Raw genomic sequence first — 14,397 nt, forward strand, 5'->3', positions numbered from 1 at the left:
AGAGCGAGACAAGCGGCACGAGAAGGAGGTGATCGCCGATGACGAACGACCGTGAGCTCGAGGTATCGGATCGCATCGCGACCATTCCCAACCTTCTCAGCGCAATCCGGCTGTTGGGTGTTCCGCTGTTTCTCTACCTCATGCTCGGCCCCGAGGCCGACGGTTGGGCGCTGGTGCTCCTGCTGGTCAGCGGTGGAACCGATTGGCTCGACGGCAAACTCGCTCGCATGCTCGGTCAGGCATCGAAGCTGGGTGCAGTTCTCGATCCGTTGGTCGATCGGCTCTACGTGGTCAGCACCCTGGTGGCGTTCGTGCTGCGCGGCATCATTCCGTGGTGGGTTGCCGCGATACTCATCGGTCGCGATGCCGTACTCGGATTGACGATGTTCGTCTATCGCCGCAGATCCCTCCCGCCTCCGGACGTCATCTATCTCGGTAAGGCCGCGACCTTCGTGGTGATGATCGCGCTGCCGGTCCTCCTGGTCTCTGCCGGCAGCAATTCGGTGGCCGATGCCGCAGGACCGCTCGGATACGCGTTGCTGATCTGGGGCACCGCGTTGTACATCTGGACCGGTCTGCTGTACCTCGGCAAGGCGATCGCCGTCGCCAGGGCAGTCGAGCCGACTGTGGCCGGCACCTGACGGTGGAGCCTGCGGAACGACCGGAGAAACAGGTCAAGAGGAATCCCGTCCCGTCGTTGCTGACGTCCTTGTTGACCGACCATCTGGACCCGGGATACGGGGCGGCGGCTGCCGAACGGACGGCGCAGCACACTCGCAAGCCGCGGGTACCTGCCGCGCTCTGGTTGTTGGGCGGTGCGGTCGTAGTCGGGGTGATCTTCGGTATCGCGTTCTCGCAGCTGGCTTCCGGCGGTGCCGACGTGGACCGTGCGGGCTCCGATGCGTCGGCTGCTGTCCGCGCCGCGCAGGATCGCAGTGCCGAATTGGAAGCGACACAACAGGCACTGGTCGAGCAGGTGTCCTCGGAGCGTGACAGAGCTCTGCAGTCCGATGTCTCGGGCAGTGCCCTGCTGGACCGGTTGAGTGCTGTCGAATCCGCCGCCGGCATCGATTCGGTGACCGGCCCCGGGCTCTCGGTCGTCGTCACCGAGCCGGTGGCCGAGGACGCCACGTCGGATCGGTCGATTCGTGTTGGTTCGGGCGCCGCCGTGCTGGATCGAGACATCGCTGCAATCGTCAATTCGTTGTGGGCGAGCGGTGCCGAGGCGGTGTCGGTCGACGGTATTCGCGTCGGACCCAACGTGACCATCCGGCAGGCAGGCGGGGCAATGCTGCTGGACAATCGCCCGATCGACTCGCCCTACGCCATCGACGCGATAGGGCCGCCCCAACGCATCCAGGTCCAGTTCGTCGTCAGCGACGCCTATCTGCGAATGAGCACGGTGGCGCAGTTGTACGGCGTCGGATTCACGGTACGCCCGGCAACCGATCTCGAACTCGGTCCCGCCGCTGTGAGAGAGTCGTTCGTGGCAGAGGAGGTAGGCCGACGATGACGGAGCACGATCCACCGAGTGCCCACCCGGCGGAGTCCGACGTGCACGAACCGTCCGACTCGCCGATCACCCCCACCCACGGGGTCTACGCTCTTGCCGCGATCGCCGCTCTGATCGTAGGCGTCGTCATCGGGACGGTTGCAGGCCCGCAGGTTCCCGCCGTGGTTGCGCCCTATCTGCCGATTGCCGTAGTCGCGGCGATCGACGCGGTGTTCGGCGGTGTACGGGCTTTCCTCGACGGCATCTTCGACGCCAAGGTGTTCGTGATCTCGTTCGTCTTCAACGTCCTCGTCGCGGCTCTGATCGTGTGGCTAGGCGATCAGCTCGGAGTGGGAACTCAGCTGTCCACGGCAATCGTCGTGGTCCTCGGAATCCGTATCTTCGGCAACGCCGCCGCCCTGCGCAGGCGTCTGTTCGGTGCCTAGATCATGACGGCAGGCGGCGGTCGGCACGGATGGCGCGCGCGACGTCCCGGTGCACAGGGACGAAGGCGCGGAGCGGCATTCGGTGTTCTCGCGCTCGCGCTGTTGTGCGTCCTGGGAATCGGCCTGGCCACGCAGGTACGAGAGACGAGCACCACCGACGGCCTGGAGAACTCTCGGCCCGAGGACCTGCTGGTCGTGCTGGACACCCTGACCCGACGCGAGGCGTCGATCCGGGACGAGATCAGCACTCTGCAGGCCACTCTGGCGACGCTGCGTCAGTCCGGATCGGGATCGGAGGCGGCGGTGGCGGAAGCGCAGGAACGATTGTCCGCGTTGTCGATTCAAGTCGGTACCGTCGCGGCACAGGGGCCGGGGGTGACACTGGTGATCGAGGACCCGAACTCGGGCGTGGGATCGGAGGTGCTGCTCGACGCCATGCAGGAGTTGCGTGCAGCAGGTGCCGAAGCGCTCCAGCTCGAGGGCGGCGGAAATGCCGTGCGCATCGGCGTCGATTCGTGGATCGCCGGTTCCGCGGGTCGGATCGTGGTCGACGGTAGAGAACTGCGTGCCCCGTACACCTTCACTGCCATCGGGGATTCGCCGACTCTCGCGTCGGCACTGAACATTCCCGGCGGGGTCGTCGACACGGTGACTCGCAACGGTGCGACGTCGAACATCGCGCAGTCGGACCAGGTCACGGTGTCCGCCTTGCGGGACCCGCGCCCGCGTCAATACGCTCAGCCCGGTAACTGACCGCCCGCTCGCCCCGGGCCACGATCGAAGGGAATGCCGCGTTGAGCGACATCGACACACCAGCTGATCTGTACTACACCCCCGAGCACGAGTGGGTGCAGCGCACGGGGCCTGCAACGGTGCGAATCGGTATCACCGATTTCGCGCAGGCGCAGTTGGGCGACGTGGTGTTCGTTCAACTTCCCTCGATCGGCGACACCGTGACCGCGGGCGCGTCTCTCGGCGAGGTCGAATCCACCAAGAGCGTGTCCGACGTGTTCAGCCCTCTGACCGCGAAAGTGGTTGCCGTGAACGAGGATCTGGACGGCGAACCGGAGAAGGTGAACTCGGGACCCTACACCGGAGGCTGGCTGATCGACCTCGAGGTTTCGACACCGGAGGAGTTGGACGCGGCACTGGCGCAGATGCTCGATGCCGCCGGATATGCTCTCATCACGGCCGAGTGATCGGCCGGCTGTCGACACCAGCCAACAGGCCACACGGCCACCACTGCGCAGGGTACGGTCGACACCGAGCGAATACCCTGTCGGGGCGAAGGTCCAGCAAGCTGTACGAAGCTACGCAACACCGAACGCCAAGCAACACCTGATGTGAAGACCATGTACTGCGTTACCCGCGGCGTTCTCTGCCCCGGGTGAACGGACTGAGAAGGAGTAACGGTGAGCCAGAACGACAACGACAGCAACTACGGGGAGTCACCGGCAGAGACCACCTCGGTCTTCCGTGCAGATTTCCTGCAGGAGCTGGACAACTCCGCGGCCGCCCAGAGCACCGAAGCTCCGGTATCGGGTGTCGAGGGGTTGCCTGTCGGTGCCGCGCTGCTCGTCGTCAAGCGAGGACCCAACGCCGGATCACGGTTCCTGCTCGACCAGCCCACCACCTCGGCCGGTCGGCACCCCGACAGTGACATATTCCTCGACGATGTCACCGTCAGCCGTCGGCATGCCGAGTTCCGGCAGGACGAGGACGACTTCCAGGTCGTCGACGTCGGCAGCCTCAACGGCACGTACGTCAACCGGGAGCCGGTCGACTCCGCTGTGTTGGCCAACGGCGACGAGGTCCAGATCGGCAAGTTCCGGCTGGTGTTCCTCACCGGACCGCGGGGCGGCAACGGATCTCAGGTCGGCGACGCGTCTGCGGGTGCAGGAAGCCAGTGACCGCCGTCGGGCAGCAGTCCAACGGGGGGATGTCGATTGGCTCCGTCCTCGATCGACTTCGGCCCGACTTTCCTGATGTCACCATCTCGAAGATCAGATTTCTCGAATCCGAGGGGCTGATCTCGCCGGAACGCACACCGTCGGGGTACCGGCGGTTCTCCATCGCCGATTGCGAGCGTCTGCGCTTCGTGCTGACCGCGCAGCGCGATCAGTACCTGCCGCTCAAGGTGATCAAGGAACAACTCGAAGCCATCGACCACGGGGTCGCGACCGTCGAACGGGCCGATGCGTCGGTCAAGCGTCCGCGGTCGCTGACAGTTGCCGCGGGTGAGGTCTCTCCGGAGGAGTTCCTGCCTGATCGTGAGGTTCGCATCGCCAAGGCAGATCTACTCGCTCAGGCGGGGATCGACGATGCGTTTCTGACCGAGCTGTTGCGAGCCGGCTTGATCACTCCGGGGCAGGCCGGTTTCTACGACGACGGAGCGGTGACGCTCGCCCGGACGGCGCACGCGATGTTGCAGTTCGGTCTCGAGGTGCGCCACCTCCGCGCCTTCAAGCTCGCGGCGGACCGCGAGGCCGGTCTGGTAGCGCAGATTGCCGGACCTGTGGCCAAGGGCCGAGACGCCGGTGCACGCGATCGCGCAGAAGAAATGATTCGCGAATTGGCTGCACTGTCCTTGACCTTGCACACCTGCCTGGTCAAAGCCGCGGTGCGCGGTGCACTCGACCGGTGACGCTCGCTCGCGTCGTTTCGACTTCCAATAGACTCGGCAGCGACGAGCTGAGCAAGTTTTCAGTGCAGCCCGGAATTTCTCGAGGTGAGAGGCAGACACGATGAGTGAGATGCGTGTGGTCGGTATTCGTGTCGAACAGCCGCAGAACCAGCCCGTGTTGCTGCTGCGTGAGGCTGACGGCGACCGGTACCTCCCGATCTGGATCGGCCAAACCGAGGCTGCCGCAATTGCTTTGGAGCAGCAGGGTGTGCAGCCGGCCCGTCCGCTCACCCACGATCTCGTCAAGAATCTGATCTCGGCGCTCGGGCACCAGCTCAAGGAGGTGCGCATCGTCGACCTGCAGGAGGGCACCTTCTACGCCGATCTGGTGTTCGACAAGGACATCAGGGTCTCCGCTCGGCCGTCGGACTCCGTTGCCATCGCGCTTCGGGCCGGGGTGCCGATCTTCGCCGAGGAGCCCGTGCTCGCCGAAGCCGGATTGATCATGCCCGACGAGCGCGAGGACGAGGTCGAGAAGTTCAAGGAGTTCCTCGACTCGGTTTCTCCGGACGACTTCAAAGCCACCGACGGGTAACAGAAGAGTCTCAACCTCAACTTTAGGTTCAGGTTTACGGCGCGTTGCGTTGAATCTGCACGAACGTCCCCATAACGTTCGTGCCAGTGAAGTTCATCGCCGTCGCTGGACCGATCCGGGTTCGGTTCACGCCTCTTCGATACCTGCCGAGGCGTACTCTGGCCTGGTACACGGTATGACTTCACGCGAGTACACCGAGGCATTTCCAGTGTCCCGGACGGATCGCAGTACTGACTCGATCCGAACGCAGTGAGACATCCGAGAGGGAGCAGTCAGTGGGAGATCAGCCGCAGCAGCATCACGGCCGTCGAGAGTCCGAAGCCGCAGGCCGGACCGAGGACACGCCGGTCGGTGCCGATGCTCGGGTCGACACCCCCGATCAGGCGTCGAGCGCCCGAATCGAATCGCCCCAGGACATTCAACCGGGATTGTTCCCCGACGACTCCGTGCCCGACGAACTCGTGGGCTACCGCGTGCCGAGTGCGTGCCAGATCGCCGGCATCACCTACCGTCAGCTCGATTACTGGGCCCGCACCGGGCTCGTCGTCCCGTCCATCCGCGGCGCAGCGGGATCGGGAAGCCAGCGGCTGTACTCGTTCAAGGACATGCTCGTCCTCAAGATCGTCAAGCGGCTGCTCGATACCGGTATCTCACTGCAGAACATCCGCGTCGCCGTCGATCACCTACGCCAGCGCGGGGTGGGAGATCTCGCCAACATCACGCTGTTCTCCGACGGCACCACCGTCTACGAGTGCACGTCGGCAGAAGAAGTGGTCGATCTGCTCCAAGGTGGGCAGGGTGTGTTCGGCATTGCCGTGAACGGTGCGATGCGCGAGCTCACCGGCACCATCGCCGACTTCCCGGCCGAACGAGCCGACGGCGGTGAAAGCCAGCCGAGCCCCGAGGACGAGTTGGCGTCGCGCCGCAAGAATCGCGCGAGCCGCAAGACCGGCTAGACTTTCTTTCGTCGCGCCCGCGCGGGAGAGTTCCGAGGCATCCAGTCTCGGACGCCGAAGGAGCAATACCTCCCCGTCAATCTCTCAGGCACACGGACCGTGTGGGCTTCGACAACTCTGGAAAGTGGTGGGAGCACCCACCCGCCCAAGGGGAAAGGTGCCGGCGCGCTTCACTGGCGCGCCGTGTCCGACCGAATCTCTCAGGCGCACGCGTCAGCGGGCACACGACAGAGGGGGAGGAGCGGCCGGAGCGCATGCCTCGGCCGTCCGACGCCTCGTCTTGGGAGCACATCGTGACCGACCGAACCGGCTCGCCCGCACACACTTTCGTCGACCGTCACATCGGCCCCGACGCCGCCGAGTTGGTCCGCATCCTCGACACCATCGGCGTCGACAGTCTCGACGAGCTGGCCCGCAAGGCCGTTCCTTCGTCGATCCTCGATACCGTGGTCGACGGCGTTCCCGACGGGTTGGTGACGCTACCGCCCGCGCTGAGCGAGCACGAGGTGCTCTCAGCACTGGCCGACCTCGCCGGGCAGAACACCGTGGCGACGTCGATGATCGGCCTGGGCTACTACGACACTCTCACACCGCCGGTGCTGACCCGAGGCATTCTGGAGAACCCGGCCTGGTACACCGCGTACACGCCGTATCAGCCGGAGATCAGCCAGGGGCGACTCGAAGCGTTGCTCAACTTCCAGACCATGGTTGCCGACCTCACCGGCATGGACGTGGCCAATGCGTCGATGCTCGACGAGTCGACGGCGGCCGCCGAATCCATGACCTTGATGCGGCGCGCGAACAGGGCGTCGAAGTCGCCTCGGCTACTGGTCGATTCCGATATCTTCCCGCAAACCGAGGCCGTGTTGGCCACTCGCGCCGAGCCGCTGGGCATCGAATTGGTCTACGCCGATCTGACCGACGGCCTGCCCGACGGAGAATTCTTCGGTGTGCTCGCGCAGCTGCCCGGCGCATCGGGCCGTCTTGTCGATCACACGGCGATCATCGAGGCCGCGCACGACCGCGGGGCTCTGGTTGCAGTGGGAGTGGACCTGCTGGCTGCCACCGTGGTGACCCCGCCCGGTGAGATCGGCGCAGACGTCTGCTTCGGAACCACCCAGCGGTTCGGTGTTCCGATGGGATACGGCGGACCGCACGCCGGCTACCTCGCAGTGCGGTCGGGTCATTCCCGTCAGCTGCCCGGTCGATTGGTCGGGGTCTCGCTCGATGCCGACGGCCACCGCGCCTACCGGCTGGCGCTGCAGACCCGTGAGCAGCACATCCGCCGTGAGAAGGCGACCTCCAACATCTGCACCGCTCAGGTCCTGCTGGCCATCGTCGCTGCGATGTATGCCAGCTACCACGGCGCGGACGGATTGCGTGCCATAGCAACTCGGGTGAATGCGCATGCTCGAACCGTGGCGGCAGGTCTGCGGGAGGCAGGTGTCGAGGTGGTGCACACGGACTTCTTCGACACCGTCCTGGCGTCCGTCCCGGGAATGGCTCAGGCCGTCGTCGACGCTGCCAAGCAGCGCGGGATCAATCTGCGGCTCGTCGACGCCGACCACGTGGCCGTCGCGTGCGACGAGGCGACGACGCCCGAGCACATCGCGAACGTGCTCGCCGCGTTCGGTGCAGAAACCGCAGGTTCCGGGGCCGAGTCGTTGCCGGCGAACATGACTCGAACCTCGGAGTACCTCACGCACCCGGCATTCACCAGGTACCGCACCGAGACGGCCATGCTGCGGTACCTGCGCGCGTTGTCCGACAAGGACATTGCGCTCGATCGCAGCATGATTCCGCTGGGTTCGTGCACGATGAAGCTGAACGCCACCGCGGAGATGGAGTCCATCACCTGGCCGCAGTTCGCCCGTCAGCACCCCTTCGCTCCGTCCTCGGACGTGCCCGGTCTGCTGAAAGTGATCGCCGACCTGGAACGGTGGCTCGTCGACATCACCGGCTACGACGCGGTCAGCCTGCAGCCCAATGCGGGAAGCCAGGGCGAGTACGCGGGGCTGCTCGCCATTCGCCGCTACCACCTCGGCAACGGCGATGCCGAACGCACCGTCTGCTTGATCCCGTCGAGCGCCCACGGCACCAACGCGGCCTCGGCAGTGATGGTCGGGATGCGCGTGGTGGTGGTGGCCTGCCGTCCCAACGGTGACGTCGACGTCGACGACCTGCGCGCCAAGATCGCCGAGCACGCCGACACCCTCGCGGCGATCATGATCACCTATCCCTCCACCCATGGCGTGTACGAGCACGAGATCTCCGAGATCTGTGCTGCGGTCCACGACGCGGGCGGTCAGGTGTACGTCGACGGTGCCAACCTCAACGCTCTCGTCGGTCTGGCGCGCCCGGGCCGATTCGGCGGCGATGTCAGCCACCTGAACCTGCACAAGACGTTCTGCATCCCGCACGGAGGCGGCGGGCCCGGTGTCGGACCCATCGGTGTGCGGTCGCACCTGCAGCCGTACCTGCCGGGTCACCCACTGGCCCCGCAGCTCGGTTCGGGACCGACGGTGTCCGGTGCCCCCTACGGCAGCGCCTCGATCCTGACGATCACGTGGGCCTACATCGCGATGATGGGTGCGACGGGGCTCCGGCAGGCGACGTTGACGGCGATCGCGTCGGCCAACTACATCGCCCGTCGCCTCGACGAGTACTTCCCGGTTCTGTACACCGGCGACAACGGCATGGTTGCCCACGAGTGCATTCTCGATCTTCGGGGCCTGACCAAGGACACCGGAGTCACCGTCGACGACGTCGCGAAGAGGTTGGCGGACTACGGCTTCCACGCGCCCACGATGAGCTTCCCGGTGCCGGGAACTCTGATGGTCGAGCCGACCGAGAGCGAGAACCTCGAGGAGATCGACGCATTCTGCGATGCGATGATCGCCATCAGGGGAGAGATCGATCGCGTCGGATCGGGCGAATGGACGGTCGACGACAACCCACTTCGAGGTGCACCGCACACCGCTCGGAGTCTGGTTGCCGAGTGGGATCACCCGTACTCACGGGAACTCGCTGCCTACCCGGCGGGCTACGACCGTCCGAAGGTGTGGCCGGCGGTGCGTCGCATCGACGGTGCCCACGGAGACCGCAATCTGGTGTGCTCGTGCCCACCGATCGAGGCGTTCGCCTGAGCCGAGAACAGAGCCCGCCACGGCGACGTGGCGGGCTCTGGTGTGGTGGTGTCGGAGGCTTCTAGCCCCGAGTCAGTTCGAGCATCGCGATCTCGGGCGGAGCGGCCACCCGCACCGGTGGACCCCACGCGCCGGCACCCCGGGTGGTGTAGAGCGTGGTGTTGCCGATCGTGTCCAGCCCTTCGACACTGGGCTGCTGCAGCGGAACCAGATAACGGATCGGCCAGATCTGACCCCCATGCGTGTGACCGGACACCTGCATGTCCACTCCGAAGTCCGATGCCTCCACCGCCTGCAACGGCTGATGTGCCATCAGCAGTACGAAGCGATCAGGATCGATCCCGTCCAATGCCGCGGCCAGATCGGGTTCGTACGGAGCCGGTGCGGTGGCGTCGTTGATGCCGGCGATATCGATGGCAGCGTCGCCACGAGTGATCGTCGTTCGCTCGTTTCGCAGCACGTCGATGCCGAGCGTCGACCAGAAGTCGAGCCATTCGCCGCCGTCGCCCGCGTAGAACTCGTGATTGCCGCTGACGGCGAACACACCCAGCGGCGCTTCGAGATCGCGTAGCGGCTCGAGATCTTCTCCCACCAGAGCAACCGTCCCATCGATGAGATCACCGTCGAGGAGCACGACATCGGGATTTTGGTCGTTGATCGAATCGACGACCTTCTGCACGAAATCCGCGCCGCGGGAGGGGCCGACATGGAGATCCGACACCAACGCCACTCGGACGCCGTCGAATTCGGCCGGTAGCCTGTCGAGCACGACGTCGGTGTTCGTCGCACGCGGAGTCGCCGCCTCGACGAGTCCGTATCCCACTGCAACCACGCTGACGAGTGCCACCGCCGCCGAGCCGATCCGCGACACCCGCAGTCGAACAGCGGACGAATCGCGTTCACGAGCCGCGAACACCACTCTCACGACGGTGCAGACCACGGCCACCAGAATCTTTCCCAGGAACAGGTACAGCACCACGGCGAGCCAACTGAGGCCGACGAAGGCGGGTCCTCGTGCCCAGGACGGATCGAACTCCACGCCGCTGCCGAAACCGATCACCGCACCCAGCCACAGCAGTGCCAGTGCAGCATCGACAGCTCGTTTGGGACGTGTCGGCATCCTGGTCACGGAGAGAAACCGCCAGTGCAGGAACAGGGTGATGAGGAGTAGAAAAACGCCGACAAAAATTACACGAGACATGTTCTAGTACAGCAACTTTCCGAGTAGATCGATGAATTCCGGTGAATCGGACGTCGGTACGGTCGTGGCAGTGCCGCCGGTACGGGCCGCGATGTCGGTGAACGCAGTCGCGTCGGGGTTGTCGCCGATCATCACCACGTTCACTGCGACCGGACGCGCGGCATCGGACGCCGAGTTCAGGTCGGTGAGCAGTTCTTCGGGGGACAGGGGTGAATCGTCCGGTCCATCGGTGACGAGGACCACCGAATTCACCCGGCCCGGAACGTATCCGGCCACAGCATCGGCGTACGCGACCAGTACGGATGCGAACGTGAACGACGCGCCCGCGGGCGTCGACGCGGCCGCGCTGGATTCCAGAGCAGCCCGCCTGGACGTCGGCCCGATCGCAGCCGACATCGGCCCGGTCGGAACGTCGACCCGGAAGGGGAGTGAATTGTCCAGATCCTCGCCGAAGCTCCACAGCCCCAGCTCGGTGGCGTCGGGCACTCGTTGGAACTGCTCGCTGAGAGCGCGAACCGTGTTCTGCAGCCGAGTCGCGCTGCCTTCGGACGTGCCCATCGACTCGGATACGTCGAGCAGCACCGTGGCGCGGCGCGGCAGGACCGGGCTTCGCAGCACGGCCAGCAGTGCGTCGGCCACCGATCCGGAGGGCGCAGCGAGGGCATCGGCGTCCTGGGTCTCGCCGACGCCGAAGCCCGCATCCGTGAGCAATTGCGCACCGTCCGGCTGCCGGACGAAATCGACGAACGCGGCGGCCGCCCGAGTCGATGTCTCGTCGCCGGAGAGTACGGCCGCGGGATGATCGGCAACGGGAGTGGGGCCCTGAGGTTCGACGGCGGTCAACGTCGACGAATCGGTCGATGCCAGTTGCTGCTCGGTGACCGGGACCGCGTGGACGGGGGCATCGGAGCCGGGCGCGTTCTCCAGTGCCGCGAGCGCGTCGTAGGTGGTGGATTCGGACGTCGCGGAGGCTCCGGTGTCGGTAACGGCCAGCTCCGACACGGCCGAGACCACTTCTCTGGACGAGGCCTGTTCCAGGGTCAATTCGCTGGTCGGATCTTCGCGTATCCCGGCAGCGATTGCGGCGAGCGCCAGTGTGGTTGCGCCGGAATCGGATCCGGTCGGTAGTGCGAGACGGAGTGCGCCCCACTCGCCGAGGCCGAATGCCTGCGGATCACGTTGCAGGCGGACCAGGTCGGCCCAACTTGCCGTGGCCAGAGCGTCGGCCACGGCAGACGGCACTGCGAGCACTACCGGACTCGACGCCAGTGGCCGCGGGGTGCCGTCGACTGCTCCGCGGTCGGTCACGGCCTCCACGTCACCCGACGATTGGGGTATCCACAGGCCCGGCCGTGCACCGAGTGCGCCGACGTCCCAGTTGTCGATACCGGCGTTCAATGCCGTCCGCACAGCATCGGAGGCGGTAGCTCGAACCTGCACCGTCACACAGTGATCTCGCACCACCGGTGCGGTGTCGTTGAACCGGGAAGCCAGTTGTTCGACAGGTCCGGAGATGTCGGGATCGGCGGCGACAGTGAGCACCGCCGATCCCTCCACACATGTGTCGGCAGCTTCGACCCCTTGGTCGAAGATACGATCCCGCAGTTGAAACCATCCGAAGACGGCCGCGACCAGCACCGCGATCGTGATCACGACGATCACGGGTCCGGCGGCTATCGAACGCCCGCGCCCTGTGTTCCGATGTTCACCCACGTGATCGACAAGTCCGTCAGGCGTTGACGGCCTTGTACTCCCGTCGGCGACGATGCAGGATCGGCTCGGTGTAGCCGTTGGGCTGGCTGGTGCCCTGGAAGATCAGGTCACTGGCAGCCTGGAAAGCGATGTTGGTGTCGAAGTCGGGAGCCAACGGCTTGTACGTCGGATCGGCTTCGTTCTGGCGGTCCACCACCGGTGCCATCCGCTTCAGCGACTCGCGCACCTGGTCTTCGGTGACGATGCCGTGGCGCAGCCAGTTCGCGATGAACTGACTCGAAATACGAAGCGTCGCACGGTCTTCCATGAGTGCGATGTCGTTGATGTCGGGCACCTTCGAGCAGCCGACGCCGTGGTCGATCCACCGCACCACGTAGCCCAGGATCGACTGCGAGTTGTTGTCGAGCTCGTTCTGCTTCTCCTCGTCGGTCCAGTCCGTGGACGGCGCGAGAGGAATTTCGAGAATGTCGTCGACGGTGGCGCGCTTGGCCTGTGCGATCTCGTGCTGGCGGGCGAAGACATCGACCTTGTGATAGTGCAGGGCGTGCAAGGTCGCTGCGGTAGGCGAGGGAACCCACGCGGTGTTGGCTCCGGCCTTGGGGTGGCCGATCTTCTGCTCGAGCATGTCGTGCATCAGATCGGGCATGGCCCACATGCCCTTACCGATCTGCGCCTTGCCTTCGAGGCCTGCAGCCAGACCGGTGTCGACGTTGAAGTCCTCGTAGGCCGCGATCCACTTCTCGCCCTTCATAGCACCCTTGCGCACGACGGGACCCGCCTCCATCGAGGTGTGGATCTCGTCGCCGGTGCGGTCGAGGAAGCCGGTGTTGATGAACACGACCCGCTCGGATGCGGCCTGGATGCACGCTTTGAGGTTGACCGTCGTGCGGCGTTCCTCGTCCATGATGCCGACCTTGAGTGTGTTGGTCGGAAGGCCGAGGACCTGCTCGACACGGCCGAACAGCTCCGCGGTGAACGCGACCTCGTCCGGTCCGTGCATCTTGGGCTTGACGATGTACAGCGAACCGGTGCGTGAGTTGGACAGCACGTTGTCCGAGGTCAGCGAGTGCATACCGGCGAGCGAGGTGAACAGCGCGTCGAGGATGCCCTCGGGCACCTCGTTGCCGTCGGCATCGAGGATCGCATCCGAGGTCATCAGGTGACCGACGTTGCGGACGAACAGCAGCGAGCGACCGTGCAGTGTCAGTTCGGAACCGTCGACCGAGGTGTAGGTGCGGTCCTTGTTCATCGCACGAGTGAAGCTCTTGCCGTCCTTGGAGACTTCCTCGGTCAAGTCGCCCTTCATCAGACCGAGCCAGTTGCGGTAGCCGAGGACCTTGTCGTCCGCATCGACGGCAGCGACGGAGTCCTCGAAGTCCATGATGGTGGTGACAGCGGACTCGAGCAGAACGTCCTTGACTCCCGCGCCGTCGGTCTTGCCGATCGGGCTCTCGGGGTCGATCTGGATCTCGAAGTGCAAGCCGTTGTGGACGAACAGGATCGCCGACGGCGCATCCGGGGTGCCCTGGTAGCCGAGCAGCTGTGACGGATCCTTCAGCCCGACGGTGCTTCCGTCGGCGAGAGTCACCGTCAGAGACGCTGCGTCGACGACGTATCCGGTGGTACCGACGTGCGAACCGGAGCTCAGGGGCAGCGCTTCGTCGAGGAAGTCGCGCGCGAAGGCGATGACCTTGTCGCCGCGGACCCTGTTGTAGCTGGTGCCCTTCTCGGCACCGTCGGTCTCGGGAATGGCATCGGTTCCGTAGAGAGCGTCGTACAGCGAGCCCCATCGTGCGTTGGACGCGTTGATCGCGAACCGGGCATTGAGCACCGGCACCACGAGCTGCGGTCCGGCCGTGGTGGTGATCTCGGTGTCGACACCGGAGGTGGTGATCTGGAAGTCGGCCGGCTCGTCGAGCAGGTAGCCGATCTCCTTCAGGAATGCCTTGTACGCGGCGCGGTCGTAGTTCGGCCCCGCGTGCTCACCGTGCCAGGCGTCGACCTTGCCCTGGATCTCGTCGCGGACAGCGAGCAACGACTTGTTCTTGGGAGCGAGATCGGCGATCAGCGACGCGGCACCGGTCCAGAAGGCATCCGAATCCACGTCGGTACCCGGCAGCGCCTCCTTCTCGACGAAATCGAATAGGACCTTGGCGACCTGAAGTCCACCAGCCTGCACACGATCGGTCATGAATTCCTCACTCTTTCCGGTCATGGACACCGGT

Annotated in this window: 13 protein-coding genes and 1 riboswitch; of the genes, 10 read left to right on the forward strand and 3 right to left on the reverse strand. The window is 65.3% G+C overall.

Annotation, left to right across the window (positions count from 1 at the left end; translation table 11 throughout):
* Nucleotides 1-38 precede the first annotated feature (38 nt).
* From R3P95_RS22810 to gcvP, 10 genes are all read left to right on the forward strand, one after another.
* Nucleotides 39-641 carry a CDP-alcohol phosphatidyltransferase family protein gene (locus R3P95_RS22810; RefSeq protein ID WP_149405720.1) on the forward strand — a complete coding sequence of 201 codons (603 nt, stop codon included), beginning with the start codon at nucleotides 39-41 and terminating at the stop codon, nucleotides 639-641.
* Nucleotides 642-697: 56 nt separating this feature from the next.
* Nucleotides 698-1,513: a DUF881 domain-containing protein gene (locus R3P95_RS22815; protein ID WP_317549603.1), complete on the forward strand. Its 816-nt coding sequence runs from the start codon at nucleotides 698-700 to the stop codon at nucleotides 1,511-1,513.
* Entirely contained in the window at nucleotides 1,510-1,938 is a 429-nt protein-coding gene (locus R3P95_RS22820; RefSeq protein ID WP_149405722.1) for a small basic family protein, read from the forward strand. The genes R3P95_RS22815 and R3P95_RS22820 overlap by 4 nt, the downstream gene beginning before the upstream one ends.
* Nucleotides 1,939-1,941: 3 nt before the next feature.
* Complete coding sequence (locus tag R3P95_RS22825) at nucleotides 1,942-2,691, forward strand: DUF881 domain-containing protein (RefSeq protein ID WP_269594061.1); 750 nt, start codon at nucleotides 1,942-1,944, stop codon at nucleotides 2,689-2,691.
* A gap of 41 nt (nucleotides 2,692-2,732) precedes the next feature.
* Entirely contained in the window at nucleotides 2,733-3,137 is a 405-nt protein-coding gene (gene gcvH / locus R3P95_RS22830; protein ID WP_068047421.1) for a glycine cleavage system protein GcvH, read from the forward strand.
* A 213-nt stretch (nucleotides 3,138-3,350) separates the two neighbouring features.
* Nucleotides 3,351-3,848: an oxoglutarate dehydrogenase inhibitor Odhl gene (odhI, locus tag R3P95_RS22835; protein ID WP_032377955.1), complete on the forward strand. Its 498-nt coding sequence runs from the start codon at nucleotides 3,351-3,353 to the stop codon at nucleotides 3,846-3,848.
* Nucleotides 3,845-4,582: a transcriptional regulator FtsR gene (gene ftsR, locus R3P95_RS22840; protein ID WP_317549604.1), complete on the forward strand. Its 738-nt coding sequence runs from the start codon at nucleotides 3,845-3,847 to the stop codon at nucleotides 4,580-4,582. Before odhI ends, ftsR begins: the two co-directional genes overlap by 4 nt.
* A 100-nt stretch (nucleotides 4,583-4,682) precedes the next feature.
* Complete coding sequence (locus tag R3P95_RS22845; RefSeq protein ID WP_149405724.1) at nucleotides 4,683-5,156, forward strand: bifunctional nuclease family protein; 474 nt, start codon at nucleotides 4,683-4,685, stop codon at nucleotides 5,154-5,156.
* Nucleotides 5,157-5,554: 398 nt separating this feature from the next.
* Nucleotides 5,555-6,112: a MerR family transcriptional regulator gene (locus R3P95_RS22850; RefSeq protein WP_094642346.1), complete on the forward strand. Its 558-nt coding sequence runs from the start codon at nucleotides 5,555-5,557 to the stop codon at nucleotides 6,110-6,112.
* A gap of 12 nt (nucleotides 6,113-6,124) precedes the next feature.
* Nucleotides 6,125-6,222: riboswitch (glycine riboswitch) on the forward strand.
* 183 nt (nucleotides 6,223-6,405) lie between these two features.
* Nucleotides 6,406-9,258 carry an aminomethyl-transferring glycine dehydrogenase gene (gcvP, locus tag R3P95_RS22855; RefSeq protein WP_394855458.1) on the forward strand — a complete coding sequence of 951 codons (2,853 nt, stop codon included), beginning with the start codon at nucleotides 6,406-6,408 and terminating at the stop codon, nucleotides 9,256-9,258.
* Nucleotides 9,259-9,319: 61 nt separating this feature from the next.
* On the opposite strand, the gene R3P95_RS22860 is transcribed toward gcvP, so the two are convergent.
* The 3 genes from R3P95_RS22860 to R3P95_RS22870 all read right to left on the reverse strand — a co-directional run bounded on the left by R3P95_RS22860 (nucleotide 9,320) and on the right by R3P95_RS22870 (nucleotide 14,363).
* Entirely contained in the window at nucleotides 9,320-10,459 is a 1,140-nt protein-coding gene (locus tag R3P95_RS22860; RefSeq protein WP_317549606.1) for a metallophosphoesterase, read from the reverse strand.
* A 3-nt stretch (nucleotides 10,460-10,462) separates the two neighbouring features.
* Nucleotides 10,463-12,121 carry a substrate-binding and VWA domain-containing protein gene (locus tag R3P95_RS22865; RefSeq protein WP_317549607.1) on the reverse strand — a complete coding sequence of 553 codons (1,659 nt, stop codon included), beginning with the start codon at nucleotides 12,119-12,121 and terminating at the stop codon, nucleotides 10,463-10,465.
* A 67-nt stretch (nucleotides 12,122-12,188) separates the two neighbouring features.
* The gene (locus tag R3P95_RS22870; RefSeq protein ID WP_317549608.1) at nucleotides 12,189-14,363 is read right to left on the reverse strand and encodes a malate synthase G; all 2,175 of its coding nucleotides are present in this window, start codon (nucleotides 14,361-14,363) and stop codon (nucleotides 12,189-12,191) included.
* Between the last annotated feature and the right edge of the window lie 34 nt (nucleotides 14,364-14,397).

Origin of the sequence: Rhodococcus cercidiphylli (assembly GCF_033042225.1) — a bacterium.
GTDB lineage: Bacteria > Actinomycetota > Actinomycetes > Mycobacteriales > Mycobacteriaceae > Rhodococcoides.

Excerpts from the sequence above, each read along its gene's own strand:
- R3P95_RS22810 (WP_149405720.1), top strand. The coding sequence starts at position 39 with ATGACGAACGACCGTGAGCTCGAGGTATCGGATCGCATCGCGACCATT.
- R3P95_RS22820 (WP_149405722.1), top strand. The coding sequence starts at position 1,510 with ATGACGGAGCACGATCCACCGAGTGCCCACCCGGCGGAGTCCGACGTG.
- R3P95_RS22825 (WP_269594061.1), top strand. The coding sequence starts at position 1,942 with ATGACGGCAGGCGGCGGTCGGCACGGATGGCGCGCGCGACGTCCCGGT.
- R3P95_RS22845 (WP_149405724.1), top strand. The coding sequence starts at position 4,683 with ATGAGTGAGATGCGTGTGGTCGGTATTCGTGTCGAACAGCCGCAGAAC.
- R3P95_RS22860 (WP_317549606.1), bottom strand. The coding sequence starts at position 10,459 with ATGTCTCGTGTAATTTTTGTCGGCGTTTTTCTACTCCTCATCACCCTG.
- R3P95_RS22870 (WP_317549608.1), bottom strand. The coding sequence starts at position 14,363 with ATGACCGATCGTGTGCAGGCTGGTGGACTTCAGGTCGCCAAGGTCCTA.